At 66.3% G+C, this 27000-nt stretch carries 25 protein-coding genes; 13 read left to right on the forward strand and 12 right to left on the reverse strand.

All coding sequences use genetic code 11. From position 1 onward, the window contains the following. Nucleotides 1-7: 7 nt before the first annotated feature. The 4 genes from typA to ACFOMP_RS03305 form a co-directional block, all read right to left on the reverse strand. The gene (gene typA / locus ACFOMP_RS03290) at nt 8-1828 is read right to left on the reverse strand and encodes a translational GTPase TypA (RefSeq protein WP_289895443.1); all 1821 of its coding nucleotides are present in this window, start codon (nt 1826-1828) and stop codon (nt 8-10) included. Between the two features lie 263 nt (nt 1829-2091). Then, nucleotides 2092-2520, reverse strand: coding sequence for a TIGR01244 family sulfur transferase (locus ACFOMP_RS03295; protein WP_289895444.1), 429 nt, complete (start codon nt 2518-2520; stop codon nt 2092-2094). Nucleotides 2521-2628: 108 nt separating this feature from the next. Then, a complete protein-coding gene (gph, locus tag ACFOMP_RS03300) occupies nt 2629-3312 on the reverse strand; it encodes a phosphoglycolate phosphatase (RefSeq protein ID WP_379027863.1) in 684 nt (227 codons plus the stop codon). Further along, nucleotides 3313-3864 (reverse strand): thioredoxin family protein, encoded by a 552-nt coding sequence (locus ACFOMP_RS03305; protein ID WP_379027864.1) that lies wholly within the window; start codon nt 3862-3864, stop codon nt 3313-3315. It lies immediately after the preceding gene. 182 nt (nt 3865-4046) lie between these two features. Here ACFOMP_RS03305 and ACFOMP_RS03310 point away from each other — a divergent pair. After that, nucleotides 4047-4822, forward strand: a protein-coding gene (locus tag ACFOMP_RS03310) for an IS5 family transposase (protein WP_379027865.1) whose coding sequence is annotated in 2 segments (ribosomal slippage) — nt 4047-4386 and nt 4386-4822 — 777 coding nt in all. Because the reading frame shifts where the segments join, the coding sequence is not laid out codon by codon here. A gap of 16 nt (nt 4823-4838) precedes the next feature. Here the strand turns inward: ACFOMP_RS03310 and ACFOMP_RS03315 are convergent. Further along, nucleotides 4839-5066, reverse strand: coding sequence for a hypothetical protein (locus ACFOMP_RS03315; protein ID WP_379027866.1), 228 nt, complete (start codon nt 5064-5066; stop codon nt 4839-4841). Between the two features lie 20 nt (nt 5067-5086). Here ACFOMP_RS03315 and ACFOMP_RS03320 point away from each other — a divergent pair, with 20 nt between their 5' ends. The 4 genes from ACFOMP_RS03320 (at nt 5087) to ACFOMP_RS03335 (ending at nt 10142) form a co-directional block, all read left to right on the forward strand. Further along, nucleotides 5087-5707, forward strand: a complete 621-nt coding sequence (locus ACFOMP_RS03320) for a D-Ala-D-Ala carboxypeptidase family metallohydrolase (protein WP_379027867.1) — start codon at nt 5087-5089, stop codon at nt 5705-5707. Between the two features lie 143 nt (nt 5708-5850). Continuing rightward, a complete protein-coding gene (locus ACFOMP_RS03325; protein ID WP_379027868.1) occupies nt 5851-7047 on the forward strand; it encodes a calcium-binding protein in 1197 nt (398 codons plus the stop codon). 352 nt (nt 7048-7399) lie between these two features. Continuing rightward, complete coding sequence (locus tag ACFOMP_RS03330; protein ID WP_379027869.1) at nt 7400-8554, forward strand: glycosyltransferase family 87 protein; 1155 nt, start codon at nt 7400-7402, stop codon at nt 8552-8554. Nucleotides 8555-8657: 103 nt separating this feature from the next. After that, nucleotides 8658-10142, forward strand: a complete 1485-nt coding sequence (locus tag ACFOMP_RS03335) for a UbiA family prenyltransferase (RefSeq protein WP_379027870.1) — start codon at nt 8658-8660, stop codon at nt 10140-10142. Between the two features lie 17 nt (nt 10143-10159). Here the strand turns inward: ACFOMP_RS03335 and ACFOMP_RS03340 are convergent, their stop codons facing one another. Continuing rightward, the gene (locus ACFOMP_RS03340; protein WP_289895454.1) at nt 10160-10525 is read right to left on the reverse strand and encodes a hypothetical protein; all 366 of its coding nucleotides are present in this window, start codon (nt 10523-10525) and stop codon (nt 10160-10162) included. A gap of 296 nt (nt 10526-10821) precedes the next feature. On the opposite strand from ACFOMP_RS03340, the gene ACFOMP_RS03345 reads away from it, so the two are divergent. Continuing rightward, on the forward strand, nt 10822-12225 hold the full coding sequence (locus ACFOMP_RS03345; RefSeq protein ID WP_379027871.1) for a hypothetical protein: 1404 nt from the start codon (nt 10822-10824) through the stop codon (nt 12223-12225). Between the two features lie 25 nt (nt 12226-12250). Here the strand turns inward: ACFOMP_RS03345 and ACFOMP_RS03350 are convergent, their stop codons facing one another. Next, on the reverse strand, nt 12251-13201 hold the full coding sequence (locus tag ACFOMP_RS03350; protein WP_379027872.1) for a GlxA family transcriptional regulator: 951 nt from the start codon (nt 13199-13201) through the stop codon (nt 12251-12253). A gap of 97 nt (nt 13202-13298) precedes the next feature. On the opposite strand from ACFOMP_RS03350, the gene ACFOMP_RS03355 reads away from it, so the two are divergent. Continuing rightward, nucleotides 13299-13841 (forward strand): cysteine hydrolase family protein, encoded by a 543-nt coding sequence (locus ACFOMP_RS03355; RefSeq protein ID WP_289895457.1) that lies wholly within the window; start codon nt 13299-13301, stop codon nt 13839-13841. Between the two features lie 137 nt (nt 13842-13978). On the opposite strand, the gene ACFOMP_RS03360 is transcribed toward ACFOMP_RS03355, so the two are convergent. The 4 genes from ACFOMP_RS03360 to hpbA all read right to left on the reverse strand — a co-directional run bounded on the left by ACFOMP_RS03360 (nt 13979) and on the right by hpbA (nt 19432). Continuing rightward, nucleotides 13979-15031 (reverse strand): proline racemase family protein, encoded by a 1053-nt coding sequence (locus ACFOMP_RS03360; RefSeq protein WP_379027873.1) that lies wholly within the window; start codon nt 15029-15031, stop codon nt 13979-13981. A gap of 115 nt (nt 15032-15146) precedes the next feature. Continuing rightward, nucleotides 15147-16148: a glycine betaine ABC transporter substrate-binding protein gene (locus tag ACFOMP_RS03365; protein WP_289895459.1), complete on the reverse strand. Its 1002-nt coding sequence runs from the start codon at nt 16146-16148 to the stop codon at nt 15147-15149. A 604-nt stretch (nt 16149-16752) separates the two neighbouring features. Further along, on the reverse strand, nt 16753-17337 hold the full coding sequence (locus ACFOMP_RS03370; RefSeq protein WP_379027875.1) for a dimethylsulfonioproprionate lyase family protein: 585 nt from the start codon (nt 17335-17337) through the stop codon (nt 16753-16755). A gap of 58 nt (nt 17338-17395) precedes the next feature. Next, nucleotides 17396-19432, reverse strand: a complete 2037-nt coding sequence (gene hpbA, locus ACFOMP_RS03375; RefSeq protein ID WP_379027877.1) for an N-methyl-L-proline N-demethylase HpbA — start codon at nt 19430-19432, stop codon at nt 17396-17398. Nucleotides 19433-19580: 148 nt separating this feature from the next. Between hpbA and ACFOMP_RS03380 the strand changes: the two genes are divergently transcribed. The 6 genes from ACFOMP_RS03380 (at nt 19581) to ACFOMP_RS03405 (ending at nt 25911) form a co-directional block, all read left to right on the forward strand. Then, nucleotides 19581-20219 carry a TetR/AcrR family transcriptional regulator gene (locus ACFOMP_RS03380; RefSeq protein WP_289895959.1) on the forward strand — a complete coding sequence of 213 codons (639 nt, stop codon included), beginning with the start codon at nt 19581-19583 and terminating at the stop codon, nt 20217-20219. 358 nt (nt 20220-20577) lie between these two features. Next, nucleotides 20578-21573 (forward strand): ABC transporter substrate-binding protein, encoded by a 996-nt coding sequence (locus ACFOMP_RS03385; protein WP_379027879.1) that lies wholly within the window; start codon nt 20578-20580, stop codon nt 21571-21573. Nucleotides 21574-21646: 73 nt separating this feature from the next. Continuing rightward, on the forward strand, nt 21647-22534 hold the full coding sequence (locus tag ACFOMP_RS03390; RefSeq protein ID WP_379027881.1) for an ABC transporter permease: 888 nt from the start codon (nt 21647-21649) through the stop codon (nt 22532-22534). Beyond that, nucleotides 22527-23567, forward strand: a complete 1041-nt coding sequence (locus tag ACFOMP_RS03395) for a quaternary amine ABC transporter ATP-binding protein (RefSeq protein ID WP_289895464.1) — start codon at nt 22527-22529, stop codon at nt 23565-23567. The genes ACFOMP_RS03390 and ACFOMP_RS03395 overlap by 8 nt, the downstream gene beginning before the upstream one ends. Further along, the gene (locus ACFOMP_RS03400; protein ID WP_379027883.1) at nt 23564-24361 is read left to right on the forward strand and encodes a pyrroline-5-carboxylate reductase family protein; all 798 of its coding nucleotides are present in this window, start codon (nt 23564-23566) and stop codon (nt 24359-24361) included. The genes ACFOMP_RS03395 and ACFOMP_RS03400 overlap by 4 nt, the downstream gene beginning before the upstream one ends. Then, a complete protein-coding gene (locus ACFOMP_RS03405) occupies nt 24358-25911 on the forward strand; it encodes an FAD-dependent oxidoreductase (protein WP_379027885.1) in 1554 nt (517 codons plus the stop codon). The genes ACFOMP_RS03400 and ACFOMP_RS03405 overlap by 4 nt, the downstream gene beginning before the upstream one ends. Before the next feature lie 131 nt (nt 25912-26042). Here the strand turns inward: ACFOMP_RS03405 and ACFOMP_RS03410 are convergent, their stop codons facing one another. After that, nucleotides 26043-26999 (reverse strand): IS630 family transposase, encoded by a 957-nt coding sequence (locus ACFOMP_RS03410; protein WP_379027887.1) that lies wholly within the window; start codon nt 26997-26999, stop codon nt 26043-26045. Between the last annotated feature and the right edge of the window lies 1 nt (nt 27000).

Raw genomic sequence — 27000 nt, forward strand, 5'->3', positions numbered from 1 at the left:
GATTCGCTCAGCCTTCGCCGCGCGATTGCCGCTTGCGCTCGTGCGGGTCCAGGTAGCGCTTGCGCAGACGGATGCTTTTCGGCGTGACCTCGACCAGCTCGTCATCGTCGATATAGGCGATGGCCTCTTCCAGCGACATGCGCACCGGCGGCGTCAGGCGCACCGCCTCGTCCGTGCCCGAGGCGCGGACGTTGGTCAGCTTCTTGCCCTTGAGCGGGTTCACCTCAAGGTCGTTGTCGCGCGAATGCTCGCCGATCACCATGCCCTGATAGACCTGTTCCTGGGCGCCGATGAACATCTTGCCGCGCTCTTCGAGGTTCCAGAGCGCATAGGCCACCGAAACGCCATCCTCCATCGAGATCAGCACGCCCTGACGGCGACCCTGGATCGGGCCCTTATAGGGCGCCCAACTGTGGAAGATGCGGTTCAGAACGCCATTGCCGCGCGTGTCGGTCATGAACTCGCCCTGATAGCCGATCAGCCCGCGCGAGGGGACATGCGCGACGATGCGGGTCTTGCCATGGCCGGCGGGCTTCATCTCGACCAGATCGCCCTTGCGATTGCCGGTCAGCTTGTCAATCACGGCGCCGGTATATTCGTCATCGACATCGATGATCGCTTCCTCGATCGGCTCGTGGCGGACGCCGTCGATGTCGCGGAAGATCACCCGCGGGCGCGAGATCGAAAGCTCGAACCCTTCGCGGCGCATGTTTTCGATCAGCACGCCCATCTGCAATTCGCCGCGCCCCGAGACCACGAAAGCATCGCCGCCGGGCGTATCCTCGACCTTGATGGCGACGTTGGTTTCGGCCTCTTTCATCAGGCGTTCGCGAATCACGCGCGATTGCACCTTGTTGCCGTCGCGGCCGGCCAGCGGGCTGTCATTGATGCCGAAGGTGACGCTGATGGTCGGCGGGTCGATGGGCTGCGCGGGCAGGGCGGTTTCGACCTCGGGAGCGCAGAGCGTGTCGGCAACGGTGGCCTTGGACATGCCGGCGATGGTGACGATGTCGCCCGCCACCGCCTCGTCGATGGGCTGTTGGGTCAGGCCGCGGAAGGCCAGCACCTTCGAGATGCGGAACTGCTCGATGCGCTCGCCGTCGCGCGACAGCGCCTTGATCGTATCGCCGGGTTTCGCGCGCCCGGCCTCGACGCGACCGGTCAGGATGCGGCCGATGAACGGGTCGGCACCCAGCGTTGTGGCCAGCATCTGGAAGGGCTCGTCCTGGCGGGCGATCTGCTTCGGCGCCTCGACATGGCGCAGCACCAGGTCGAACAGCGCCGACATGTCCTTGCGCGGCCCGTCCAGCGTCTCGTCGGCCCAGCCGCCGATGCCAGAGGCATAAAGATGCGGGAAATCAAGCTGTTCGTCGCTGGCGCCGAGGTTCGCGAACAGGTCGAAGACCTCGTTCAGCGCATTGTCGGGATCAGCCGCGGGCTTGTCGACCTTGTTCAGCACCACGATGGGCTTCAAGCCAAGCGCCAGCGCCTTCGAGGTCACGAACTTGGTCTGCGGCATGGGACCTTCGGCCGCATCGACCAGCAGGCAGACCCCGTCCACCATCGACAGGATGCGCTCGACCTCGCCGCCGAAATCGGCGTGGCCGGGGGTGTCGACGATATTGATGCGGGTGCCCTTCCACTCGACCGAGGTCGCCTTGGCCAGGATGGTGATGCCGCGCTCGCGCTCGATGTCGTTGCTGTCCATCACCCGCTCGGCCACGGCCTGGTTCTCGCGGAAGCTGCCCGACTGCCTCAAGAGCTGGTCGACCAGCGTGGTCTTGCCGTGGTCGACGTGGGCGATGATCGCGATATTGCGGATGTCCATAGGGGGCCTTTATCAGAATTTGCGCCCCCGGTAACGCAGAGGGGCGCGAAAGGCCAGCGTCAATCGCAAGCGCGTCTAGCGCAGGCCCAGCATCCCCAGGATGAACAGCACCACGACGACGAGGCCAACAAGATAGATGATCGAGTTCAAGACAGATTCCTCCCGTTTGCCCGCCGCAGGATGCGTCCGCGGCCCGAGGCCTGCTGGGGAAACCCCAGAAAGGCGCCGGAGGTTCCGGGGATTCCTGCGGCCCGCGCCGCCGTTCAGCGCTCCGGCGCCGCCAGCGATTCGATCAGCGGCCGCATGCCCGACAGGTCGTATCCGGCCCGCGCCGCGGTCTCGATCAGGTCCGCCACCGGCTCCTGGCCGGCCTGCGCCAACGCCCAAAGCACCGTCGAGCGGTTGCCCGAGCGGCAATAGGCCAGTTTCGGACCCGGCGCGGACAACGCCTCGGCCTGGGCCGAGATCAGGTCCGGAGTGATGCGGCCGGGCGTGAAGGGGTTGAAGAAATAGCGGATGCCGGCCGCCTCGGCCGCCTGACGCATGGTTTCGTCATCCTCGCCGGGGCCGACCTCGTCGTCGGGGCGGTTGTTGATCAGCACGCGGAAGCCGGCCTCGGCCAGCGCCGGCAGGTCTTCGGGCTGGATCTGGGCCGAGACGGCCAGATCCGGGGTCAGTTGGCGCAGGTCCATCGCGACTCCTTGGGCTTCGTTCGGGCCGGGGGACGGCCTGGGCGACGGATTCCGCCGTTTCGCCGCGCTGTCAAGCATCGCCGTGCCGGCGGGATCGGCCGGCCGGCCTCAGCCGACGGCCGCGGCCTCCTCGACCAACAGCGGCAGCCGGGCGAAGTCATCGAAACTGGCCTGGTGCTGCAACTGCTCGATCGGTGTCTTGCGATAGCCGCGGGTGAACAGCAGAAAGGGCAGCCCGGCATTGCGCGCGCATTCCTCGTCGAACTCGCTGTCGCCGACATAGAGGGCGCGCGGCGCGTCGGGATGCGCGCCCAGTCCGGCCACGGCGGCGCGCAGCGGTGCCGGATCGGGCTTCTTCTGCGGCAGAGAATCGCCGCCGATCACCACCCGGAACAGCTGCGCGATGCCGAAATGATCCAGCACCACCCGGGTCGGACCCAGCGGCTTGTTGGTGCACAGGCCCAGCGGATAGCCACGGTCGGCAAGCGTGCCCAGGGCGTCGGCGACATGGGGATAAAGCCGGGTCAAGCTGGTCGCGTCGTGATAGCGGGTCATGAACGAGGCCACGAGATCGCGATGCGCCTCGACCGGCAGCGCCGTCGCGGCGACGACCCGCCGCCACAGCAGGTCCACGCCGCCGCCGATGAAGCCGCGCACCTGGTCGAGGGTCAGCGGCGGGACCTCATGCAACCGCAGGACGGCGTTCACGCAGGCGTGGATATCGGGCGCGCTGTCGATCAGCGTGCCGTCCAGATCGAAAACCACGGGACAGGGGGCAAAGCAGATGTTCATTCAAGCCTTCCATTTGATCGAGCAGCCGATCGACGGGGTCTGGTCCTGCGGACCATGCCCGGTTTCGGCGATTTGCACCATGGCCTCGAAGAGTTCTCGCCGCGCATCCGGCGCGCCGGGGCTGCGACCCGAGGCATCCAGCCGACCGCGATATTGCAGCTCTCCCGCGGCATTGTAGCCGAAGAAATCCGGCGTGCATTCGGCGCCATAGGCGCGGGCGACGTCCTGGCTTTCGTCGTAGAGATAGGGAAAGGTGAAGCCGTGCTTCCGGGCCTCGGTCTTCATGTGCTCGGGCGCGTCCTGCGGATATTCCGCGACATCGTTGGCCGAGATTGCCGCGACACCGATGCCGAGCCTTTGCAGTTCGGCCGCATCGCGCTGGATGCGGTCGATGACGGCCTGGACATAGGGGCAATGGTTGCAGATGAACATGACCAGCGTGCCGCGCGGTCCGGCGATATCGGCAAAGGCGACGATCCGGCCGTCGGGATCGGGCAAGGCGAAATCCGGAGCCTTTGCGCCGAAATCGCAGACGGGAGGTCGGACAGCCATGAGATCTCCTTCCTTGTAGGTCCGGGCCGGTTTAGCACCATCCACGGCTTGAAGGCAAAGCGCCTTTGGTCTGGGATGAGTATGTTACATAACTCTGGTTATCGGGAAAATGCTCGCCCTAGGTCATGTTGACAAAAGAGGTTCACACCGGGCTGAAGGTGTGATTCAAGCTGCCATCTGTGATGGAGACCAGCTTGGCCCGAGGCCTGATGTCGAACGAGGAATGGGCGTTTTTTGAGCGCTTCATTCTCGCTGCCCGCGCCCCGAATGGACGGAAACCGGCTGACCACCGCCTCGTTCTTGATGGGATTTTCTGGATAGCACGAACTGGAGCTCCATGGCGCAACCTGCCTGAGGAGTTCGGCAAGTGGTCGAGCGTTTACCGGCAATTCCAGCGCTGGACGTTGGTGGGGCTTTGGGGGGAACTCATGGACGCCCTGAACCAAAGCGCGGCCGTGCCGGATGCCTTGCAGATGATCGACAGCACTGTGATCCGCGCTCATCATCAGGCAGCGGGTGCTAAAGGGGGACTCCGCGACAGGGTTTCGGCCGTTCTCGAGGTGGCTTCACGACCAAGGTCCACCTCCTCGTCAACGCGCACGGACTTCCGATGAGAGCGGAAATCACGCCAGGCCAGACCTCCGACCACCTCGGTTTCGATCTGCTCATGGCCGACAATCTGCCTCGTCCAAGCGTGCTATTGGCGGATCGCGGCTACGACGCCGACAGCATTAGGACGAAGATGGAGGCGCGCAATGTGCTGCCGGTGATCCCGACGCGCAAGTCCCGCAAGACACGCATCGCCGTGGATCGCTCGCTCTATCGCCTGCGAAACTTGCTCGAGCGCTGCTTCAACAAGCTCAAGAATGCCAGACGTGTCGCAACACGCTACGATAAGACCGCGGAGAGCTTCTTGGGCTTCATCGACATCACATCGATCCGCCATTTGTCAACATGACCTAGCTGCGGTGCGACTATGTTAATACATTCGCGTTTTTTGGGCATGACCAGCCGCACCACTTCGGCCGCTTGATGGCCCATGCCAGCGCCGCGCCCATGCCGGTCCGATACCAAGGCGGAACGCTTGAGTTAAAGATACAAAACCCTTGTTTTACAACGCATTGCAAGCCGTTTGCGAAGCACAGGATGAAGGGCGCGGCCAGCAGCACCGCTTCAAGCGCGGCGGGCGGAAATAAGCGCATCGGCTTTCCCAACCTCGGCCGTGCCGCTGGCCGAGTTCCCGCGCGCCGGCTGGTGCTGGCCGAATTTCCGGCCCGAGGAACCGGCCTGCAAGGACGGCTCGATTCTGATCCACCCCCCGACCGTGGACAAGCTTCAGCGCCTGCGCGACCGACTGGGCGCCCCGCTGGTGGTGAACTCGGCCTTTCGCAGCCCGGGCTATAACAAGCGCATCGGCGGCGCGGCAGGCTCCATGCACCTTGCGGCCCGGGCCTACGACATCCGCATGGCCGGGCACGATCCGCACCAGTTCGAGGCGGCGGCGCGAAAGGCCGGCTTCACTGGGTTCGGCTTAGGGGCTCAAACTGACATCCCCATCCCTGCTTCCCGCATGATCCGACCGCCCGCCCGGATCATGCTGCGTCAGCACAGACTGGCACGGTGCGCGTTGAACCCGCACAAACGCGGAGAGAATCCCTGCCGTGCAGGCTCCGGATGTCGGCATCAGCCCATGCAAAAGCCGGGCATCCGCTCTCGCTTGACGGGAACTCGAATAACGCCGATCTTCAATTGGTTGAAATCGTCAAATCACGGCCGGACCCCTTCGGCAGAGACAGTCACCAATCGGAGAGCAATTCCTACAGAAAACCTTTACGTTTCTTGAGAGATGGCGAGGTCCCGCCGTGAATCCCAGGACAAGTCGCGAGTTTTCGCCGGGCGTTCGACGGCGCCCCGTTTCGGTAACGATTTAGACAAATATTGTCGCTATACACAGCCCTCGCAAAACCAACTTGCCAGGAGTTTGACATGGCAGTGATCCGAGGATCGAATCTTGACAACGCAATGCGGGGCACCGTCGGGAACGACGTGCTCTGGGGCCTGGACGGCGCCGATCTCTTCTACTGGAAGAACGGCCGGGGCAACGACACCATCCACGGCGGCGATACCGCGGACAAGTTCGACCCGAACCCCTATTCGCCCGGCAATCCCGGCGGCGACCGGATGATCCTGGAAGGAACCCAGGGCGCCAGGGTGCATTTCTCCTCGACCGAGGCGGGAACGGCGCAGATCGGCGGCAGCACCCTGCACTTCACCGGGATCGAGCGCTTCTTCGGCACGATGGGCAATGACGTGATCCGCGGCGGCGCGGCGGTGCTGAATGCCCCGCATGGCGGCACGCCGCAGCACGGCTTGACCATCTTCTCGCGCGGCGGCCATGACGACATCATCGCCTCGCGGTTCAACGACGTCATCGACGGCGGCGCCGGCAATGACACGATCCGGGCCGGCGCCGGCGACGATTTCATCCATTCCAGCACCGGAAACGACCTGATCTATGGCGGCGCCGGCGGCGAGAACATCCGCTGGGGCTCGGGCAACAACACCCACAATCCCGGCCATGACACGATCTATGGCGGGGCGGGCAACGATCTGATCAACGTCTGGATCAAGAACGGCGATGTTTCGGCGCGTAACGAGGCCGTCGGCATCGGTGGCATCGGCGTCACGATCACCGCGGTCGGCGCCGACAGCAGCTTCAATGGCCGCGCCCAGACCGATATCGGCGGCCCCTCCTCGCTGCGCTTCTTCGGGTTCGAGCTGGGCTGGACCCATGCCGGCAACGACACCGTCAACGGCGCCAATGCTGCGGTCGCGGCGAACGGCGCCGGGTTCAACTTCAACACCCGCTGGGGCCATGACGTGATGGTCGGCAGCCGCGGCAACGATACGCTGGTGGCGGACGAGGGCCGCGACACCGTGACTGGTGGCGACGGCAATGACCAACTCTGGATCGGCGAGGCCGAATATGGCGACGGCGACCGCGACGTGCTGATCTTCCGCGCCGGCGATGGCCATGACACCGTCTTCGGCTTCGATTCCGACCTCGACGTTCTCAATATGGGCGGGCGCAACTACACGGCGCGCGAGACCGCCGACGGCACGCTGCTGAACCTGGGCGGCGGCGACACCGTCTTGCTGTCGGACGTGTTCGACTTCGTCTGAGCGGCAGGCGACATCAACATATCGCCGGGCGCCCGATGTCGGTGCCCGGCGTTTTCCAGTTTCCGTGCCGGTTCATGGCGAACCATGCCTATCGAAGACCCCGGCCCCGTTCCGATACCGGCAGGCGCGGAAAGCGTGTCCCTGAGACATCGCCGTTGCGCAACCGCATGGAATCCGCCGATGGCCGACAATCTGCCCCGTTAGACAAGATGACCGGCGCCGGCAAAAATGCCAAAGATGCGCTGGAGATATCCTGCGAATCGGGTAGCTCGTTGGTACGGTAGTGAGGTGACAAGTGCATATTTCCGGCGGGACGTCTTCGTTCAGATTGTCGCATCCCATCCCCTTGGCGATGCTTCTGCTGGGAATCGTCGCCCTGTTGCTGTTCGGCTATGTCGGTCTGGCACGCGGGACGAGCAGCTTTTCCTTTGACGCGCTGTATTTCTACGTCTCCGGCGAAATGTGGGAGACCGGGGCGACACCCTATGACCCGGTCGCCTTCAAGGGCCAGATGGATTCCATGGTGAGCATCCAGTCGGTCAGCTATGCCTATCCGCCGAATTCCGCGCCCTTCTCGCTGTCGCTCTCGGTCGGCTCGATCAGGCTGGCGCAGATCATCATCGGTTCGATCAACCTGGCCTCGATCCTGGGCATCCTGGCCTTTGTGCACCATGCCATCCGTCTCGACCCGCCGGGCGTCCCCGAGCAGGAGATCCGGGCGGCCGAGATCGTCACCTGGGCGGTGATCATCGGCAACCCGTTCACCGCCCATGTGGTCTGGATGGGACAGACGACGCTGTTTTCCGCCGCCTTCCTGCTGGGCAGCTGGTTGCTTGCCAGCCGGCGGCTCGACCTGCTGGCCGGCATTCTGCTGGGCATCAGCGCCATCAAGCCGCAGCTGGTCTTTCTGGTCGGTTTCTGGTTCCTGCTGGACCGGCGCTGGCAGCTCGTCGCCGCCTCCGCGCTGACCGTGGTGGCGATGTCCGGCTGGCCGCTCTGGGTGAACGGGCTTGATGGCTCATGGCTGGCCTGGGTGCGGTCGCTGATGGATTACAAGGACGGCGTCTACAACGCCCTGGCCTTCAAGCATGTGTTCGGGCTGCGCAGTCTTCTGGCGACGCAGGACGTGCTGATCCCCTCGACCCTGCCGGTGGCGCTGGTCGGCACGGTGCTGCTTTACGTTTTCCGCAGGCACTACCAGGGCGTCTGGCTGATCGGGCCGTTGCTGGCCCTGTCGGTGCTTTTCGTCTACGCGCATGACTATGACCTGGCGCCGCTGGCGGTGATGGCCTTCCCGCTGCTGATCGCCGCCCGCGGCAAGCCGCAGGTCATGGCGGCGATCATCCTGACGGTCTTCGTGATCTATTTTCCGCAGCGGATCTGGGAAAGCCTCGACCTGGCGCAATTCGCCCGCTCACGCGAGGTGGCGCTTGGCGCCCTGCTGACGCTCTACCTGGTCGTCTGCCGGGTGCCCCAGCGGGAACGGCGGCTGGAGGCGGCGCCTTGAGCGCGGGGCTCCGCCTCGCCGCCCTGCCCCGCCGGCGCCTTTCGCCGGCACCGATCCGCGCTGCGGCGCGTTCAGACCTTTGAACAGAAATGGATTGTCACCCATGTCCGCCCTAGATGCGCAGGCTTTCCCGCCGGGGGTCCAGGAACCCCACGCCGCCCAGGCCGCCGCCGTTCCGCTGATCGTCGACCTTGACCGGACCTTGTGCCGGTCCGACACCATGCACGAGGCGCTGGTCGGGCTGCTGGCCTCCAGCCCGGCGGCCATGCTTGGCCTGCCCGCCTGGCTTGCCTCCGGCAAGACGGGGTTCAAGCAGGAACTGGCCGGGCGAAGAACCGTGGATCCCGCCCTGCTGCCTTATGACGACGAGGTGCTGGCGCTGATCGCGGCCGCCCGCGCCGAGCGTCGCCCCGTGGCGCTGATCTCGGCCTCGGACCAGCGCCAGGTCGCCGCGGTCGCCGCGCATCTGGGCCTGTTCGACGACGCGGTGGGCACCGGCTCGCCCGGGGTCGCGGGCAATCTGTCCGGTCAGGCCAAGGCGGATTATCTGGTCGGCCGCTTCGGTGCCGGGGGGTTCGACTACATCGGCGACAGTGCCGCCGACCTGCCGGTCTGGGCGGCAGCGCGGCAGGCCTATGGCATCCGCGTGGCGCCCGGCATCCGGAAAAGGGCGCGGGCACAGGGCACGGCGCTGCAGACCGTGGGCGACAGCGCCTCGGAGCTGCCCGCCCTGCTGCGCGCCTGCCGACCGCATCAATGGGCCAAGAACGTCCTGGTCCTGCTGCCGGTCCTGACCGCGCACGACCTGACCCATCTGCCGGCAGCGCTGCTGGGCATGCTGTGCTTTTCCCTTGCCGCATCGGCCATCTACATCATCAACGACCTGGTGGACCTGCCCTCGGACCGCCAGCATCCCAGAAAGCGCTTTCGGCCCTTCGCCGCCGGCACGGCCAGCGTCAAGAACGGCCTGTTGCTGGCCGGCGGGCTGCTGGCCGTCGCAGCGCTGGCGGCGCTGCTGTGGCTGCCGGGGCCGTTCTTCTGGACGCTGATGGTCTATCTGGTGGCGACCTCGGCCTATTCCTTCTCGCTCAAGCGCAAGATGATGGTCGACGTGCTGGCTTTGGCCGCGCTTTATACGCTGCGGATCGTCGCCGGCAGCGCGGCGACCGGGATCGTGCTGTCACCGTGGCTGCTGGTGTTTTCGATGTTCCTGTTCTTCGCGCTCGCCACGATCAAGCGCCAGGCGGAACTCGAGGACATGCTGCTGCGCGGCTCGGAAAGGACGGCGGGGCGCAACATGATGGTGGGCGACCTGCCGATCCTGCAGGCCATGTCCATCGGCGCGGCCCAGGCGGCGGTGCTGGTCTTCGCGCTTTATTCGCAGGACCCCGAGGTGCAGGAGCATTTCGATGCCCCGGACCTGCTGCTGCTGATCTGCCCGGTGCTGTTCTTCTGGCTGGGCCGCATGCAGCTGCTGACCCGGCGCGGCCACATGACCGACGACCCGATCGTCTTCACCTTCCGCGACCGGGTGGGACTGGTCTGCGGCGCGGTGATGCTGGGGATCTTCATCCTGGCGGCGCGCTGAACGCGCCGCCCGCCTTCTCAGGCCGAGGAGGTGGCGAAGGCGGTGACCAGCAGGCCCGAAACGATCAGACCCAGCCCCAGCGACCGGCCGACGCCGATCGTCTCCTGCTGGATCAGGGCGTCGATCACCGTCAGCGACACCATGGCCAGGGCAGTGACGGCGGTATAGGTCAGGCTCAGCGAATAAAGCCGGATCGCCGCCACGAAGGCGGTCAGCAGCAGGCCGGCGCTGATCACCGCCATCCACATCCAGGTCGAGCCGAGGATCGACAGGACCAGCGCACCGACATTGCTGGTGTCGAGATGCTGGCCGCCCTTCTTCAGCAACAGGTTCAGCGCCACATTCGCGCCGGCGGCGGTAACGATCAGGGTCCAGTGGTTCATACGCGCAACAAGATCATTGGAAACGATGGGCCTCATGCATATCCCCACTCGGTCCGCGGGAAAGCAGGGTCAGATTATGCCGGCCCCCCGCCAGGTTCAAGCGATCTGCCGGCGGCGCGACCTGTCCCTTGCGGCAGGTATGGCCGGGACGGGCTGGGCGCTTGCCGCTAAAAAGCCCCGCAAGCGCACGTTGCAATCCGGCGATTATGGACTAGAACTCGAGTCACCGCGTCCCGCATCGAAACTGGAGCCCCTCCCCGTGCGCGCATCACCCCGGGTCAGGACGGATCGGTAGCATGGCCGTCTTCGTGCTGCTGATATGGCCCGTCGTGATGATGTGGATGTTCACCCGATACGACCGGCAACAGGCGCTGATCCTGTCGCTGGTGGCCGGCTATCTGGTCCTGCCGCCGCTGATCACCTTCTTCATTCCCGGGATCCCCGGCTTCGACAAGCACACCACGCCGACCGTGGTGGCGGCGATCCTGCTGGCCAGCCGGCAGGGCAGCGATCCATTTCCCGAAGCCCCGTCGATGGGCCCGCTGATCAAGACGCTGCTGGCGATCTTCATCTTCACGCCGCTGTTGACCGACCTGCTCAATGGCGATGTCCTGATCGAAGGGAACACCTTCCGGCCCGGCCTGACCGTCGCCAGCGGCGTGAAAGAGATGTTCCGGGCCTTTTTCCAGGTCCTGCCGCTGCTGCTCGGCTATCGCTATCTGCACGATTTCCGCGGGGCGCGGCTGCTCTGCCGCTATATCGTGCTGGCGATGCTGTGGTATTCCATCCCCATGCTGATCGAGATCCGCATGAGCCCGCAGATCAACGTCTGGGTCTACGGCTATTTCCAGCACGATTTCATCCAGACCATCCGCTATGGCGGCTACCGGCCAATCGTCTTCCTGGAGCATCCGCTCTGGGTGGCCTCGATCACCGCCGTCGCCTTCGCCTTCGCCGTCGGGCTGGCCCGGTCGGAAAGGACGCGGCGCGCAAAGCTGATCGTCGGCTACCTGGCCTTTGCGCTGTTCATCTGCAAATCCGCCGGGGCGCTGATCCTTTCGGCCATCTTCATCCCGCTGATCGCGCTCTACTCGCCCCGGCGGGTGGTGCTGGTCGCGGCGGTCGCGGTTTCGGTGGCGACGCTTTACCCGGTGCTGCGTTCATCGCCCTTCATGCCGCTGCAGGGCATCGTCGACCTGGCGATGAGCGCCTCGCCCGAGCGCGCCCGCTCGCTCGAGTTCCGCCTGATGAACGAGGAGCGGCTGCTGGAGCGCGCCATGGAAAAGCCGCTGCTGGGCTGGGGCGGCTCGGGGCGCTCGCTGATCGTCGATCCCTATGACGGCGATCTGATGGCGATTCCGGACGGGTTGTGGGTGATCTATCTGGGTTCGCGCGGCATGCTCGGTTATCTGGCGGTCTTCCTGCTGCTGGCGGCGCCGGTCTTCCTGCTGTATCGCGCGATGTCGAAACACCGATCCGGCCCCGTTTCGGAATATGCGCTGCTGGGCGCCATGGCGGTGGCGGTGGCGATGAACGTCATCGACCTGATCCCCAATGCCACGCTGACGCCGATCACCTGGCTGATCGCCGGCTCGCTGCTGGGCAATGCGGCCCGGGTCTATGCCAGCAGCACCACGCCCGCTGCCATCCTGGAAAGCGAGCCAGAGCCAAGGAAACGCGGACTGGCGACCATCCTTTAGAGGCGCGGGGTCGCGGTCCGCCGGCTCAGGCGTGGAAGCGCTGCCGATATTCGCCCGGCGGCAGGCCGACGATGCGCAGGAACACCTTGCGAAAGGCGCCGGGGTCGGAATAGCCGACCTCCCAGGCGATGCGCTCGACCGGTTGCTGGCCGAATTGCAGCAGTTCCTGCGCCTTCGCCACCCGCAGCCGTTGGGCGTAATCGGTCGTCGTCAGCCCGGTCGCCTTCTGGAAGCGGCGCAGGAAGGTGCGCTCCTCCAGCCCCGCCTGCCCGGCCAGGACGGAAAGCCGCGTCGCGCGGCCCTCTTGCGCCTGCAGGAAATGCTGCGCCTTCAGGATCGCGGCATCGCCGTGGCTCAGCCGCGGCACGAAACCGCTGTAATAGCGCTGCTCGCGCCCCGGCAGATCGACCAGCAGCATCCGCGCGGTTTCGGTCATCGCCACCGGCCCCAGGAAGCGGTCGACCAGCTTCAGGCCCAGGTCGGTCCAGGACATCAGCCCGCCGGCCGAAACGATGTCGCCGCCGTCGATGATCAGCCGGTCGCTGTCCACCCGCACCCGCGGGAAACGGTCCTGCAAGACCTGCGCATAGGTCCAATGCGTGGTCACGGCGCGGCCGTCCAGCAGCCCGGTCTCGGCCAGCAGGAAGGCGCCGGCGCAGACCGAGGCCAGCACCGTGCCCCCGGCATGGCACTCGCGCAGCCAGCCGGCCAGCGGCGCGGCGGTCTCGGCGCCGATCGGCGGCTCCAGCGAGGGCGGCAGGATCAGCACGTCGCAGCGCGCCTCCTGCGCCTGCTGCGGGTCGCTGTCGAAGACCGGTTGCGGTGCGGCGGCCCCTTCGGCGCGCAGGTGCAGCACGCGCAGGCCCTCGCCCTGCCGCGCCGAGCGGGCGGCGATCCCGAACAGGCCGGTCAACCCCAGCACCGCCGAAAGCTGCGTGCCGGGATAAAGCAGGATGCCGATCCTTGCCTGGGCCATTGTCCGGATCACCCCTGATTCTGTCGGTTTCGACAGTAGCCGGAACCGGACGCCCAAGGCCATGCTGCCGGGGCAACAAGCACCGAAAGGACAGACCATGTCGAAGCGCGCCATTCTTGTCGTCGATTTGCAGAACGAATACTGGCCCAGGGGCAATTTCTCTCTGGTCGGGATCGAGGCCGCGGCCGCCAATGCCGCCCGGGTCATCCGTCATGGCCGCGAAAACGGCGATCTGGTGGTGAACATCCGCCACGAGATGCCGGGCGGGCCGATCTTCGTGCCGGGCAGCGACGGCGCGCAGATCAACGAAGCCGTCCTGCCCCAGGCCGATGAGCCGGTGATCACCAAGAACTTCGCCAATTCCTTCCGCGAGACCGGGCTGGACGCGCTTCTGACGCAACAGGGCGTCGAGGAGGTGGTGGTGGTCGGCGCCATGAGCCATATGTGCGTGGATGCCACCACCCGGGCTGCCAACGACCTGGGCTACCGGACGGTGACCGTCCACGACGCCTGCGCCACCCGCGACCTGGAGTTCAACGGCGTGACCACCCCCGCCGCGCAGGTCCATGCCGCCTTCATGGCCGGGCTGGCCTTCCTTTATGGCGAGGTCGTCGGCACCGACGAGCTTCTGGCGCGCTGAGCGGTCGCCGCGCCGTCAGACCCGTCGCAGCGACCGGCGGGGGCCGGCGGGGCCGCCGCGCGGTTTCCTCATACGGGCCGGGGCCGACCCCGGCCCGACGGGACACCCGCGACCGAACGGTCGGCGCCGGAACGGCGTCACGCCCAGGTATCGCCGACGGTGAAGCCTTCCGGGAACGGATCGTCATGGTCCAGCACCAGCGTGTTCAGCCCATGGATCCAGCTGGTGCCCGAGATTTCCGGCACCACGGCGCGGCGGCCGGCGATCTCGGTCTCCTCGATCAGCCGCCCGGTATAGACATTGCCAAGAATGCTCTGGTGCCGGAAGCTCTGGCCCAGCGGCAGCTCGCCCTTGGCATGCAGCACCGCCATCTTGGCGCAGGTGCCGGTGCCACAGGGGCAGCGATCCAGCGCCCCGGTCCAGGTCGCCGGATTGTCCCAGGAAAATTCGCCCGAGGCCATGGTGACCGCGTTCTTCCAGTCCGCCTGCGGGTCGTCGGTCGGCCCGGACAGTTGCGAGATGGTGATGCCCACGCCCGGATAATCGGGATGCTCGACCGCCAATTGCTCGATCGCCGCCTGCCGGATCATCGAGGAGATGCGGGCGATTTCCCGGCCATGCTCGGGGATCAGCTGCAGGCCCGGGAATTGCCGGACATCGGCGATGGCATAGAACATGCCGCCCCAGCCGATATCGACGCGGACGCGGCCCAGATGCGGCACCTCGATCTCGGCATCCAGATGGGCGGCGAAAGCCGGCACGTTGCGGAAGGTCACGCTTTTGACCTTGCCGTTGCGGCATTCGGCGCGGACCCGGATCAGCCCCGCCGGCGCCTCGAGCACCAGTTCGGTGACCGGTTCCTGCATGGGCAGCAACCCCATCTCCAGCAGGACCGTGGCGACCGAGATGGTGTTGCCGCCGGACATGACCGGATATTCGACCTGCTCCATGATCACATAGCCGGCATCGGCTTCGGGATGCGAGGGCGGCACGATGATGTTGCAGCAATGCGCCGCATAGCCGCGCGGCTCGCGCAGCATCAGCTTGCGCAGCTGGTCGTCATTGGCTTCCAGCCATTTCATCTTCTCGTAGACCGAGCCGCCGGGAATATGCGGAACGCCGCCGGTGATCACCCGCATCGGCGTTCCGGCATGGGTATCGACGGCATGGATCATTCGCTTGAACGCCATACGGGTTTCTCCTGAGGCGAAGATTGGGGGAAGGGTCGATGCTTCGCCCGCCAGGAATCGGGCGAAGCGCAGGGTGCGTCAGCCGTGCCGGCCTGTCCAGCCACCGGCGACCGATCTAGAGGGCGGCCTCGACCTTCGCGGCCACCTCGGCGGGCAGCCATTTGGTCCAGATATCCTTGTTCTCCTCAAGGAAATGGATGGCGCCTTCCTCGCCCATGGCCTGGTTGTCGCCCTGCCAGGCCATCAGCCTGGCCACGGTGTCATTGCTCCAGCCGCGGGTGTTGAAATAGTCCAGGATCGCGGGGCTGGCCCGGTCGGCGAAATCCTTGGTCAGCACTGTCATCACCGTGTCGATGGGCCAGCCGGTGACCTTGGGATCGGCGCAATCCAGATCGGTGATGCAGCGTTTCCATTCGACCGGATCGTGCTTGACCGCCGGTTTCAGCAGCACCAGCTGGTATTTGCCCAGAAGCGCGGTCGGCGCCCAGTAATAGGTGATGAAGCCTTCCTGCCGCTCATAGGCCCGGGCGATCGCGCCGTCCAGTCCGGCGGCCGATCCGGGGCGCATCAGGTTGAACCCCTTCTGTTCCCCTTCATAGGCCTTGAAAAGCTGTGCCGTGACCACCGTGGCGCCCCAGCCTTCGGCGCCGTTGAAAATCACGCCGCGGCCGGGGTCTTCCGGGTCAGGGAAAAGCTCGGGATGTGCCAGGGCATCCTCGACGGTCTTGATCTCGGGATGCGCGTCGGCCAGGTATTTCGGGATCCACCAGCCTTGGATGCCGCCGTCCGGCAGCGCCGGCGCGCCATAGACGATCTTGCCGTCCTCGAGCCCGCGCGGCACGATCTCGGGCAGCAGATCCACCCAGGTTTCCGAGGAAATGTCGGGCGAGCCCTTCTCGACCATCGAGGTGGTCGAGGGCACGGTATCGCCGGGAACGGTCTCGGTGCTGCAGCCGTAGCCGTTCTCGAGGATGAACTTGTCGACGTAGGTCAGCAGCTCGGCGCTTTGCACGTTATGCAGCGCCAGCGTGACATTGCCGCAATCCTGCGCGGTGGCCAAGCAGGCGCCGCCGAAAAGCCCGGCGGCAAAGACCGTCGAAGCGAGCAGTCTTGGCATTCTTCCCTCCCTGTTTGCGGCGTTGTTTCAGGGCAGCGTGCCGCGTCATGCCTGCCCCGCTGGGTGAAACGGTTGGTCTTGGCAGGTCGGCCGTTTCGTTATGACTCGTATATTCGTATACGATATTCGATATCTGCTGCCCCGCATCGATTCTGTCAAGGGATTCCTGCAACGGCAGACTGCGGGGCGGTGCGCCGATCTCGCGCCCGGCCCATCGGCGCCGACAGGTCGCGCTCGGCTCGCTCAGCACGTCGAGCCGCGGGGCGGCGCCGAGCCCGGGCATATCCGGGCGGGACATGGCCTTGGCGGTGGTTTCCTGCAGGCTGACGGCATAGCCGGCCGCCAGGCAGATGTCGCAATGCCGCCAGTCTGGGTCAGGCGGTCATTCTTCGAGATCTTCAGCCAACGCTTTCCGCGGCATCAGCTGCACGATGATCGGGAAGTCGGTGCGGCGGTGCAGCGACAGAAGCTTGGCGGTTTCGCGCTGAGCGAGGGCAGATCAGGATAGCGCCGGGCCAAGCCTTGCCGCCCGGTTGCCGGTCGCTTGTGCGGGCGGAGGGGGCTCTGCCCCCACACCCCCGGGGTATTTGGATAACGGTGAGGATCAGACCCGCAACGCCCAGAGGGCAAACAGCGGTTCCTCCTCGGCGCGCATGGCGTGGACCGCGTTCGGGGGCACGAAGAAGCTGCCGCCGATGCCGGGCTGGAACCAGTCGCGGCCGGGTTTGCGGAAGCTGCCGGGCGACAGGACCAGATAGGTTTCCTCGGGCGCGTGCTGGTGGTCGGGATAGCGGGTCTGCGGCGCGATCAGGCTGAGGCCGATCCAGAGGTCGCGACGCTCCTCGATGCCGCCGGGGCCCAGCAGCATGGCATTGGCATGGTTTTCGGCGAAATTCGCGCTGGCGCCGGCATCGCCGGTCCGGCGGCGCCAGCACAGCAGCGGCGCCAGGGCACGCACCGCCTGCAGGAGCTCGGCCAGATCCCCATAGTCCATCTCGCGCGCCAGCGCCCGGTCGAGCAGCGCATCCACCACCGGCAGGCTTGCCGGCCCGGCGCCCGTTTGCCCCACCGCAAGCACCGCCTCCGATATGGCCTGAAGCGAGGCCGGGGAATTGCCATCATGGGCCCGCGCCCGCATGGCGGGCAAGGCGACATCGAGGAAATCCTGCAAGGGTTGCGGTCGCGGCATTTGGGTTCACCTTTCGGATCCGGCCGGCGCGCGGGTTCTCGCCGCGTGCCAGGATGCGTTACAAATCCTTGACCAGCCGCAATGCGTCGTAGATCGCGGCATGGGTATTGCGGGCGGCCACCGCATCGCCGATGCGGTAGAGGCGGAACCTGCCCTCGGGGTTCTTGCGGACCTCTTGCGGCCCGCCGGCGGTCAGCGCCTCGTAATCCACCTCGCCCAGGTTCGAGGACAGCGGCTTCAACGCGAAATACAGTTCATCCAGCGGCCGGGTGCCATGGTTGACCACCACCTGGTCCACGATGCGCTCGCGGGTGACGCCGCCGTAGTCGCTGCCCAGCGTGGCGCGCAGCTGGTTGCCCTCGCTCGTCACCGACCTGAGCCGCCAGGTCACGGTGAAGGTGGTGTCGCGCTTTTGCAGGTTGCGCATATAGGGCACCAGGTTCATCGCCATCACCTCGGGCGAGAAGCTGCGGTCGGGGGTGACGATCTCGACCCTGGCGCCGGCGGCCGAGATCAGGTCGGCGGCCTGCAGCGCCGCGTGATCGCCGGCATCGTCGAAGATCAGCACGTTCTGGCCCGGCTTCACGTCGCCCGACAGGATATCCCAGGCCGAGGCAACCAGTTCGTTGCCCTGTTCCAGCACCTCGACATGCGGCAGACCGCCAGTGGCGACGATCACCGCGTCGGGATCGGTGGCCAGCACGTCGGCCGCATCGGCGAAGGTGTTGAAGTTGAACGTCACGCCGTGCTTCTCGCATTGCGCCATGCGCCAGGCGATGATCGAGATCATCTCGCGCCGGCGTTCGTCCAGGGCGGTCAGGCGGATCTGGCCGCCGGGCTGGTCGGCGGCCTCGAAGACCGTGACGTCATGGCCGCGCTCGGCGGCGACGCGGGCGGCCTCCATCCCGGCCGGACCGGCGCCGACGATGGTGATGCGCTGTTTCGCCGGGGCGGGCGGGATGGTCTGCGGCATGGTCTCTTCGCGGCCGGTGGCGGCATTGTGCAGGCAGAAGGCCATGCCGCCCTGATAGATGCGGTCGAGGCAATAGTTCGCGCCGACGCAGGGACGGATGTCGTCCTCGCGCCCCTCGACGACCTTGCGGACCAGATGCGGGTCGGCCATGTGCGCCCGCGTCATGCCGACCATGTCCAGCAGCCCGGCGGCGATGGCGTGGCGCGCGGTCGGCACGTCGGGGATTTTCGCGGCATGGAAAGTGGGAAAGCCCGTGGCCTTCCTGATCTGGCCGGCGAATTCCAGATGCGGGGCGTTGCGCATCCCCTGCACCGGGATCACATCGGTCAGCCCGGCATCGGTGTCGATATGGCCCTTGACCACGTTCAGGAAGTCGACCAGCCCGCTGTCCTTGAGCTTTTGCGAGATCGCCAGACCCTCCTCGGCGGTCAGCCCGCCCGGCAGATCCTCGTCGCCGGTATAGCGCACGCCCAGGATGAAATCCTCGCCGCAGCGTTCGCGGATGCCGCGCAGAATGTCGAAGGTGAAGCGCAGCCGGTTGTCGAGGCTGCCGCCATAGGGGCCGTCGAGGTCATTGGTCAGCGGCGACCAGAACTGGTCCATCAGGTGACCGTAGGCTTGCAGCTCCAGCCCGTCGAGCCCCGCCGCCTTCATGCGTTCGGCCGCATCGACATAGTCGCCGATGATGCGCTCGATGTCCCAATCCTCCATCTTCTTGGGAAAGGAACGATGCGCCGCCTCGCGCTCATGGCTGGGCGAGACGACGGGCAGCCAGTCGGCCTTGTCCCAGCGGGTGCGGCGGCCCAGGTGGGTCAGCTGGATCATCACCGCGCAGCCATGGTCGTGGCATTCGTCGGTCAGCTGCTTCATCCAGCCGACCACCTCGTCCTTCCAGGCCAGGATGTTGTTGAAGACCGGCGGGCTGTCGCGCGAGACCGAGGCCGAGCCCGCCGTCATGGTCAGCGCCACCCCGGCCTTGGCGCGCTCGACGTGATAGGCGCGGTAGCGGTCCTTGGGCATGCCGTCCTCGGGATAGGCCGGCTCGTGGCTGGTGATCATGATCCGGTTGCGGAGCGTCAGGTGCTTCAGCTGATAGGGCTGCAAAAGGGGATCGTTCGACATGGCTCTGCCTGTGAGGGGTGGGAGTCGTTGCCCCAAGAAGGCAATGAAATGTTCACTTGTGTCAATTAAAAAATCATGAGTGATCCTTTGGTATGCACTCATGGACATTTTGCTTGAGGCGAATCGTCGCGGCGGCTATGCAGAAGTCATGGAAAACCCTGTTGTTCCCGAGACCGGATGGCGCGGCTCGCGCGAGGGCTGGCTGGAAGCTGGCTACCAGGCGCTGATCGACAGCGGCGTCGACGCGGTGAAGATCCTGCCGCTGGCCCGGCAGCTGAACCTTTCGCGCACCAGCTTCTACTGGTTCTTCGCGGACCGCGAGGCGCTGCTGACCGCGCTGATCGACGGCTGGGCGGAAAAGACCACCGAGCCGATGGTCGCGGCGACCCGCGAATATGCCGAATCGCGGGCCGAAGCGATGCTGAACGTGCTCGCCTGCTTCCTGTCCGGGGCTTTCGACGCGCGGCTGGAATTCGCGGTGCGCAGCTGGGCGCTGCAGGACGCCCGCGTCGCCGCGCGCATCGAGGCCGCGGACGAGGCGCGGCTGTCGGCGCTGCGCGACATGCTGATGCACTGGGGCCTTCCCGAGCACGAGGCCGATGTCCGCGCCCGCACCATCTATCTGACGCAGATCGGCTATATCTCGATGCGGGCGCAGGAGAGGCTGGAGACGCGGCTGGCGCGCATCCCCACCTATGTCGAGATCTATACCGGCCAGGCCGCCGAGCCGCGCGAGATCGCCCGCTTCGACGCCCGCGTCAGAAGCATGGCGAAAGCCCCGTCATGAGCGGCGCCATGCCAGGCGGCATCCCCTGCATCCGGGGCAGGATCGCGACGATCCCCGGGCCGTGTCCCCTCGCCCGCCCTGCTCGACCGGACCCTGCACGACCGATGGCGCGATTCTTGCACAAAATGCCGTTATCCTTGCATCCCGCCGCCGGGCCGGCTGGAAGGATGGCACATCGGCGGCACCCGACCGCCGGCGGATCCTGCCCCGGATCCGAATTGCCCTGCAGGCGGCCGCCCTGCGTGGCCGCTTCCCGGGACGAAAGCCGGCAGGAGACCCATCCTGACCCAATCAGCCACCCGGTTTTCTGCGACGGGCCGGGCGGCGGTGATCAATGTCGCGACAGGGAAATGACATCATGAAACGATCCTATCTTTCCGCCTCTGCCCTGGCCCTGATGGCGCTGGCCGGCACCGCCTCGGCCGATTGCAGAAACCTGACCATCGCCAGCATGAACTGGCAGAGCGCCGAGCTGATGGCCAGCCTCGACCAGTTCATCCTCAACGAAGGCTATGGCTGCGACGCCGAGATCGTCGTCGGCGACACCGTGCCCAGCATCACCTCGCTGGTCGAGAAGGGCGAGCCCGAGGTCATCCCCGAGGCCTGGGTGGACCTGATGCCCGAGCTCGTGGCGTCGGGGCTCAAGGACGGCAAGATCGTCGAGCTTGCCCGCTCGCTGTCGGATGGCGGCCAGCAGGGCTGGTTCATCCCGCGCTACATGCTGGACGAACATCCTAACCTGAACAAGATCGAGGAGATCCTGGCCCATCCCGAGCTGTTCCCGGCCCCCGAGGATCCGGGCAAGGGCGCGGTCTATAACGGCCCGGCCGGCTGGGGCGGCACGGTCGTCACCACCCAGCTTGCGAAAGCCTTCGACATCGAGGGCCATGGCTTCAGCCTGGTCGATACCGGCTCGGCCGCCGGACTCGACGGCTCGATCGCCAAGGCCTACGAGCAGAAGGCGCCCTGGCTGGGCTTCTACTGGGCGCCGACCTCGCTTCTGGGCAAGTACGACATGGTGCCGGTCGATTTCGGCATGGAAAACGACATGGCGGAATGGAAGCGCTGCACCTCGGTCGCGGATTGCGCCGACCCCAAGCCGAACGCCTTCCCGGTCGACAACGTCTTCACCCTGGTCTCGAAGGAATTCGCCGACGCGGCCGATCCGGGGGTGATCGACTATCTGTCCAAGCGCAGCTGGGACAACGGCACGGTCAACAAGATGATGGCCTGGATGACCGACAACCAGGCCATCGGCGAGGAAGGCGCCCGCGAGTTCCTGCGCACCCACGAGGAGATGTGGACGCAATGGGTCTCGCCCGAGGCGGCGGAAAAGATCAAGGCCGCGCTCTGATCGCGACCCGTGCGGGCGGTTTCCGGGCCGCCCGCCCCTTTCCTCCCAGCAAAGAGAGGCGGACGGCAACGCCATGTCCTGGTTTACCTCATTCCCCCAGATCGACGACGGCCATCTTCGCGACCTCAAGCGGGTCATCGACGAGGGTTTCCGCAATTTCACCCGCAGCTACGGCGACATGATCGAGGGCTTCTTCAACCCGCTGCAGTCCTTCCTGATCTGGTCCGAGCGGCTGCTGACCAACGCGCCCTGGCCCATCATCCTGCTGATCGTCGCCGCCCTGGCCTGGGGGGCCAGCCGCAGCCTGCGCGTGGTGATCGGCAGCGTGGTGACCCTGGTGCTGATCGGCATGTTCGGCATGTGGGACGACACCATGAAGACCGTGTCGATGATCCTGGCCGCGACGCTGCTTTCGATCGCCGTCGGTCTGCCGCTGGGCATCCTTATGGCGCGCTCCGAACGTGTGCAGTCGGTGCTCAACCCGATCCTCGACGTGATGCAGACCATGCCGAGCTTCGTCTACCTGATCCCGGTGGTGATGCTGCTGGGCATAGGCCGGGTACCGGGGCTGATCGCCGTGGTGATCTATGCCCTGCCGCCGATGATCCGCCTGACCAACCTGGGCATCCGTCAGGTCGACCGCGAGGTGCTGGAAGCGGCCGACGCCTTCGGCTCCTCGGCCTGGCAGAAGCTGGTCAAGGCCGAGCTGCCGCTGGCGCTGCCCACCATCATGGCGGGCATCAACCAGACCATCATGATGGCGCTGGCCATGGTGGTGATCGCCTCGATGATCGGGGTTCAGGGACTGGGCCAGCCGGTGCTGCGCGCCATCTCGAACCAGTATTTCACCCTGGGGCTGTTCAACGGCTTCGCCATCGTCGGCATCGCCATCCTGTTCGACCGCGTCAGCCAGGCCTGGGGCAAGCGGCTGCAGAAACATCGCGAGGCCAGCCATGCCTGATCCCATCGGCATCGAGATCCGCAACCTCTACAAGATCTTCGGCCCCAATCCCGACGCCTATGTCGAGGCGGTGCGCGCCGGCATGACCAAGGCCGAGCTGCAGGCGCGCCACGGCCATGTTCTGGGCCTGCGCGACATCAACATCCAGGTGCCGGCCGGCAGCATCCAGGTCATCATGGGCCTGTCCGGCTCGGGCAAGTCGACGCTGATCCGCCACATCAACCGGCTGATCGAGCCCACGGCGGGCGAGATCGTCATCGAGGGCCAGAACGTCGTCGCCATGTCGCCCGAGGCGCTGCGCGAGTTCCGTCGCCACAAGACGGCGATGGTGTTCCAGAAATTCGCGCTGCTGCCGCATCGCACCGTTCTGGACAATGCCGCCTACGGGCTCGAGGTGCAGGGCCTCTCCGAGGCCGAGCGCTATCGCACCGCCATGCGCTGGATCGAGCGCGTCGGCCTGAAGGGCTTCGAGAAAAGCTACCCGAGCCAGCTTTCAGGCGGCATGCAGCAGCGGGTGGGGCTGGCGCGGGCCTTGGCCAATGACGCGCCGATCCTGCTGATGGACGAGGCCTATTCGGCCCTCGACCCGCTGATCCGCTACGACATGCAGACGGTGCTTCTGGACCTGCAGCAGGAGGTGAAGAAGACCATCGTCTTCATCACCCACGATCTCGACGAGGCGCTGCGCATCGGCGACCGCATCGCGCTGTTGCGCGACGGCTGCGTGATCCAGCAGGGCTCGGCCCAGGACATCGTGCTGCGTCCCGCCGACGATTACGTGGCGAATTTCGTCCAGCATGTCGACCGCGGCCGGGTGCTGAAGGTCGGCGCGGTCATGGTCAGCCCGCACGGCGCCGACAACCTGCCCCAGGCCAGCATCGCCGCGGATGCCACCATCGCCGATGCGCTGCAGCAGATGGCCGCCGGCGGGCTTCAGGCCATGCGCGTCGAGTCCCCCGATGGCAGACTGCTGGGCCTGCTGCCCTTCCGCAACGCCATCGACGCCTATACCGGCACCGGAGCCGCTGCATGAGGATCGGCATCATTGGCGCCACGGGCTGGCTGGGCTCGGCGCTTGGTGCCGGGCTTTTGTCGCGCGGCATCGCCCGGCCGGGCGATCTGGTGCTGCTGAACCGCAGCGGACCGCGGCCCGACTATCACGGCCATGCCGATATGGCCTGGGCGCGGGACGCCGCCGATCTGGTGGCGCAAAGCGACGTGGTGGTGGTTTCGGTGCGTCCCGAGGACTGGCCGGGCCTGGCGCTGCGGGCCGAGGGGCGGCTGGTCCTGTCCTTCATGGCCGGGGTCGGGGCGCCAGAGCTGGCGCGCTGCGGCGGCCGGATCGTGCGGGCGATGCCGAATGCGGCGGCCGAGATCGGCGCCTCTTATTCGCCGTTCTGGGCCGCCGAGGGCGTGGACGAGGCCAACCGCGATACGGTGCGGCGGCTGCTTTCCGCCATCGGCACCACCGACGAATTGCCGGACGAGGCGCAGATCGACCTGATGACCGCCCTGCCCGGCTCGGGCGCCGCCTATCCGGCGCTGATGGCCGTGGCAATGGCCGGGTTCATGCGGGCGCAGGGCATCTCGGAAGCCATCGCCTGGCGCTCGGCCGAGGCAGCGGTGGTCGGCGGTGCGCGGCTGCTGCAGGGCCGGATCGCCGATGCGCCGGCGCTGCTGGCCGCCTATCGCGACTATCGGGGCACCACCGCCGCCGGCATCGCGGCGGCCGAGGCGGCAGGTTTCAGCCGCGCCCTCGTCGCGGCGCTGGAAGCGGCGACCGACAAGGCCCGGCACATGACGCGGGACGCGGGGGATGCGGAATGAGCCGGCCGCCGCTTTCCGAGCTCGACGGGACGGAATACGAGGTGATCGTCATCGGCGCCGGCGCGGTCGGCTGCGCCAGCGCCCGGCAACTGGCCGGCCGCGGCTTTCGCACGCTGCTGATCGACCGCGGCGATATCGGCGCCGGCACCTCGTCGCGCTCCAGCCGCATGCTCTATTCCGGGCTCGGCTATCTCGCGGCGCGCTATCCGCTCTGGCAGATGCCTTTCCGCCCCGCCGACATGCTGCGCCGTCTGCTTTACACCCGCGAGGTCATGCGCTGCCGGGCGGAACTGGTGCACGACATGCCCGGCCATCTGACGAAGCACCGCTTCCACTACCCGTTCCGCAACGGCGACCGCTATCCGCCCTGGCTGGTCGATCTGGGCTTCCGGCTGGTCGAGGCGCTGGACGGCTGGCGGGTGCCGCTGGCCTATCGCCGCCTTCCGCCTGCGAAAGCCGCTGGCGAAAGCGCCATGGCCGCCGCCCTGGGCGGCCCGCTGCGCGGCGTGGGCGTGTTCGAGGAATACATGTATGCCTGGCCCGAGCGCATCTGCGTCGATACCGCGCTGGATGCCGAGCGGCGCGGCGCCCGCATCCGCACCTATGCCGAGGTCGTGGCCATCCGCCGCAAGGGCGAGGGCTGGCTTGTCACCCTGGACGAGCGCGCCCCCGGGATGCAGGGCCGGGCGCAGGTCCGTGCCCGCCTGGTGGTGAATGCCGCCGGCCCCTGGATCGACCGGGTGCCGGGCGGCGGCGGCGAATCCGGCAGGCGCCGGGTGATCGGCATCAAGGGCGTCAACGTCATGGTGCGTCTGCCCGAGGCGTTCCGCGGTCAGGGCCTGGAGGCGTTTTCCAGCAAGGGCGAGCCTTATTACGTCTTCCCCTGGCGGGATTTCCATTTCATCGGCCCGACCGAGACCGAGGTCACCGGCAATCCCGACGACATCCGCGTCGAGGATGCCGAGATCGCCTATATCCTGGCCGAGGCCAACAACCTGTTTCCCACTCTGCGGCTGACCCGCGCCGATGTGCTGCATTGCTGGTGCGGGGTGCGGCCGACCTCGTCGCGCGACGGCCGCACCACCAGCCTGCCGGTCGAAGTGGCCGAGGATCCCGCCCGCCCCGGCCTGCTGGCCGTCACCGGCTCGACCATCATGCTGCATCGTCACGCGGCGCGGAAGGTGGCACGCCGTGTCGAGAAGCGCCTCGGCAAGCGCGGCCCCGCCCCGACTGGGATCATCCCGGCGCCGGAAAGCCGCGACGAGGGCATCGGCCAGATGGCAGCGCGGGAACATGTGGTGCGCCTTTCGGACTTGATCCGCCGGCGTTTGCCGGACGGGCTGGGACCTGATCTGGGCCGCGACCGGGCCGAGGAATTGTCGCATATCGCCGCCGCCAGCCTTGGCTGGTCCGAGGCCCGTCGACACGAAGAATTGCAGCATTTCGAGGTGGATACGGCCCAGATATATCGTCAATTACAGAACGCCGGGCCTGACGCGATCAGCCTGGCGCGCCGGGCCCGATCCTTGCAGGCCGAGAGGATAGCTTGAAGCCGCCGGGGTCGATCACCGGCCTGTCGAACGACGCGCGAAAAATCCGCACGCCGATAGCGCCTGCCGGAGCATCACCTGCCGGTGGATAAAGAATGCCATTCAACTCGTTGTTTTAGAGCCGGTTGCACTCAGTCGACCTCATACCCTGCAGCTTTGAAGTAATTGTAGCACTCCTCGTCGGAGAAGAGGTTGCAGACCTGGCCGACCGCGGCCCAAAGCTGACCATAGGTTCGTGCGGCGGCTTTTCTGATCAGCGCCTTGAGCTTGGCGAATACCATCTCGATCGGATTGAGGTCAGGGCTGTATGGCGGCAGGAACAGGAACCAGGCGCCGACATCGCGCAAGGCTGTCGCTGCCGCCGAGCTCTTGTGGCTGGAAAGATTGTCCAGAATGACCACGTCCCCGGGCCGAAGTGTCGGGACCAACTGGGTTTTGGTGTAGAGATCGAACATCTCGGCGTTCATTGCGCCGTCAATCACCCAAGGCGCGTCTAACCGGTCATGGCGCAGGGCAGCAACGAAGGTCTGGGTGCGCCAATGCCCGAACGGCGCATGATCGACGAGGCGCTGCCCGCGGGGTGCCCAGCCGGTGGTCTTGGCCATGTTCGTCTTGACCGCAGTCTCATCGACGAACGCCAGCCGCTCCAGATGGTTGGCCATGAAGGGCTGGCGTCTCGCAATCCAGACATGACGCAGGCCAGCCACATCCTTTCGCGTCTGTTCAAGCGCCTGCAGAGTTTTTTTATGACTCAGTCCAAGACCCCGCAGAACGCGCCAGACGGTGGTGCGGTGGACGTCGATGCCATGTATTTCAGCCAGCTCGGCCACGAGTTCATCAAGCGTGATCCCGCTTTTGGCCGTGACGCGGGCCTCGAGCCAGCCGGTCACGTCCACCAGCTTGCCATATCCGCCGCCGTTGCCTTGTCGCCTCGGTGTCAAACATCCGGTCTCGCGCCGCAGCTTTACCAAATCATTGACGAACTTCGGTGACACCCGAAAGTGCCGAGCCGCCTGACGGTGCCCGTGACCTTCGTCCACGTAGCCGATGACCCGGCTACGAAGCTCTACTGGATGTGGCTTGCCCATC

Origin of the sequence: Paracoccus simplex (assembly GCF_042648325.1) — a bacterium.
Classification (GTDB): domain Bacteria; phylum Pseudomonadota; class Alphaproteobacteria; order Rhodobacterales; family Rhodobacteraceae; genus Paracoccus; species Paracoccus simplex.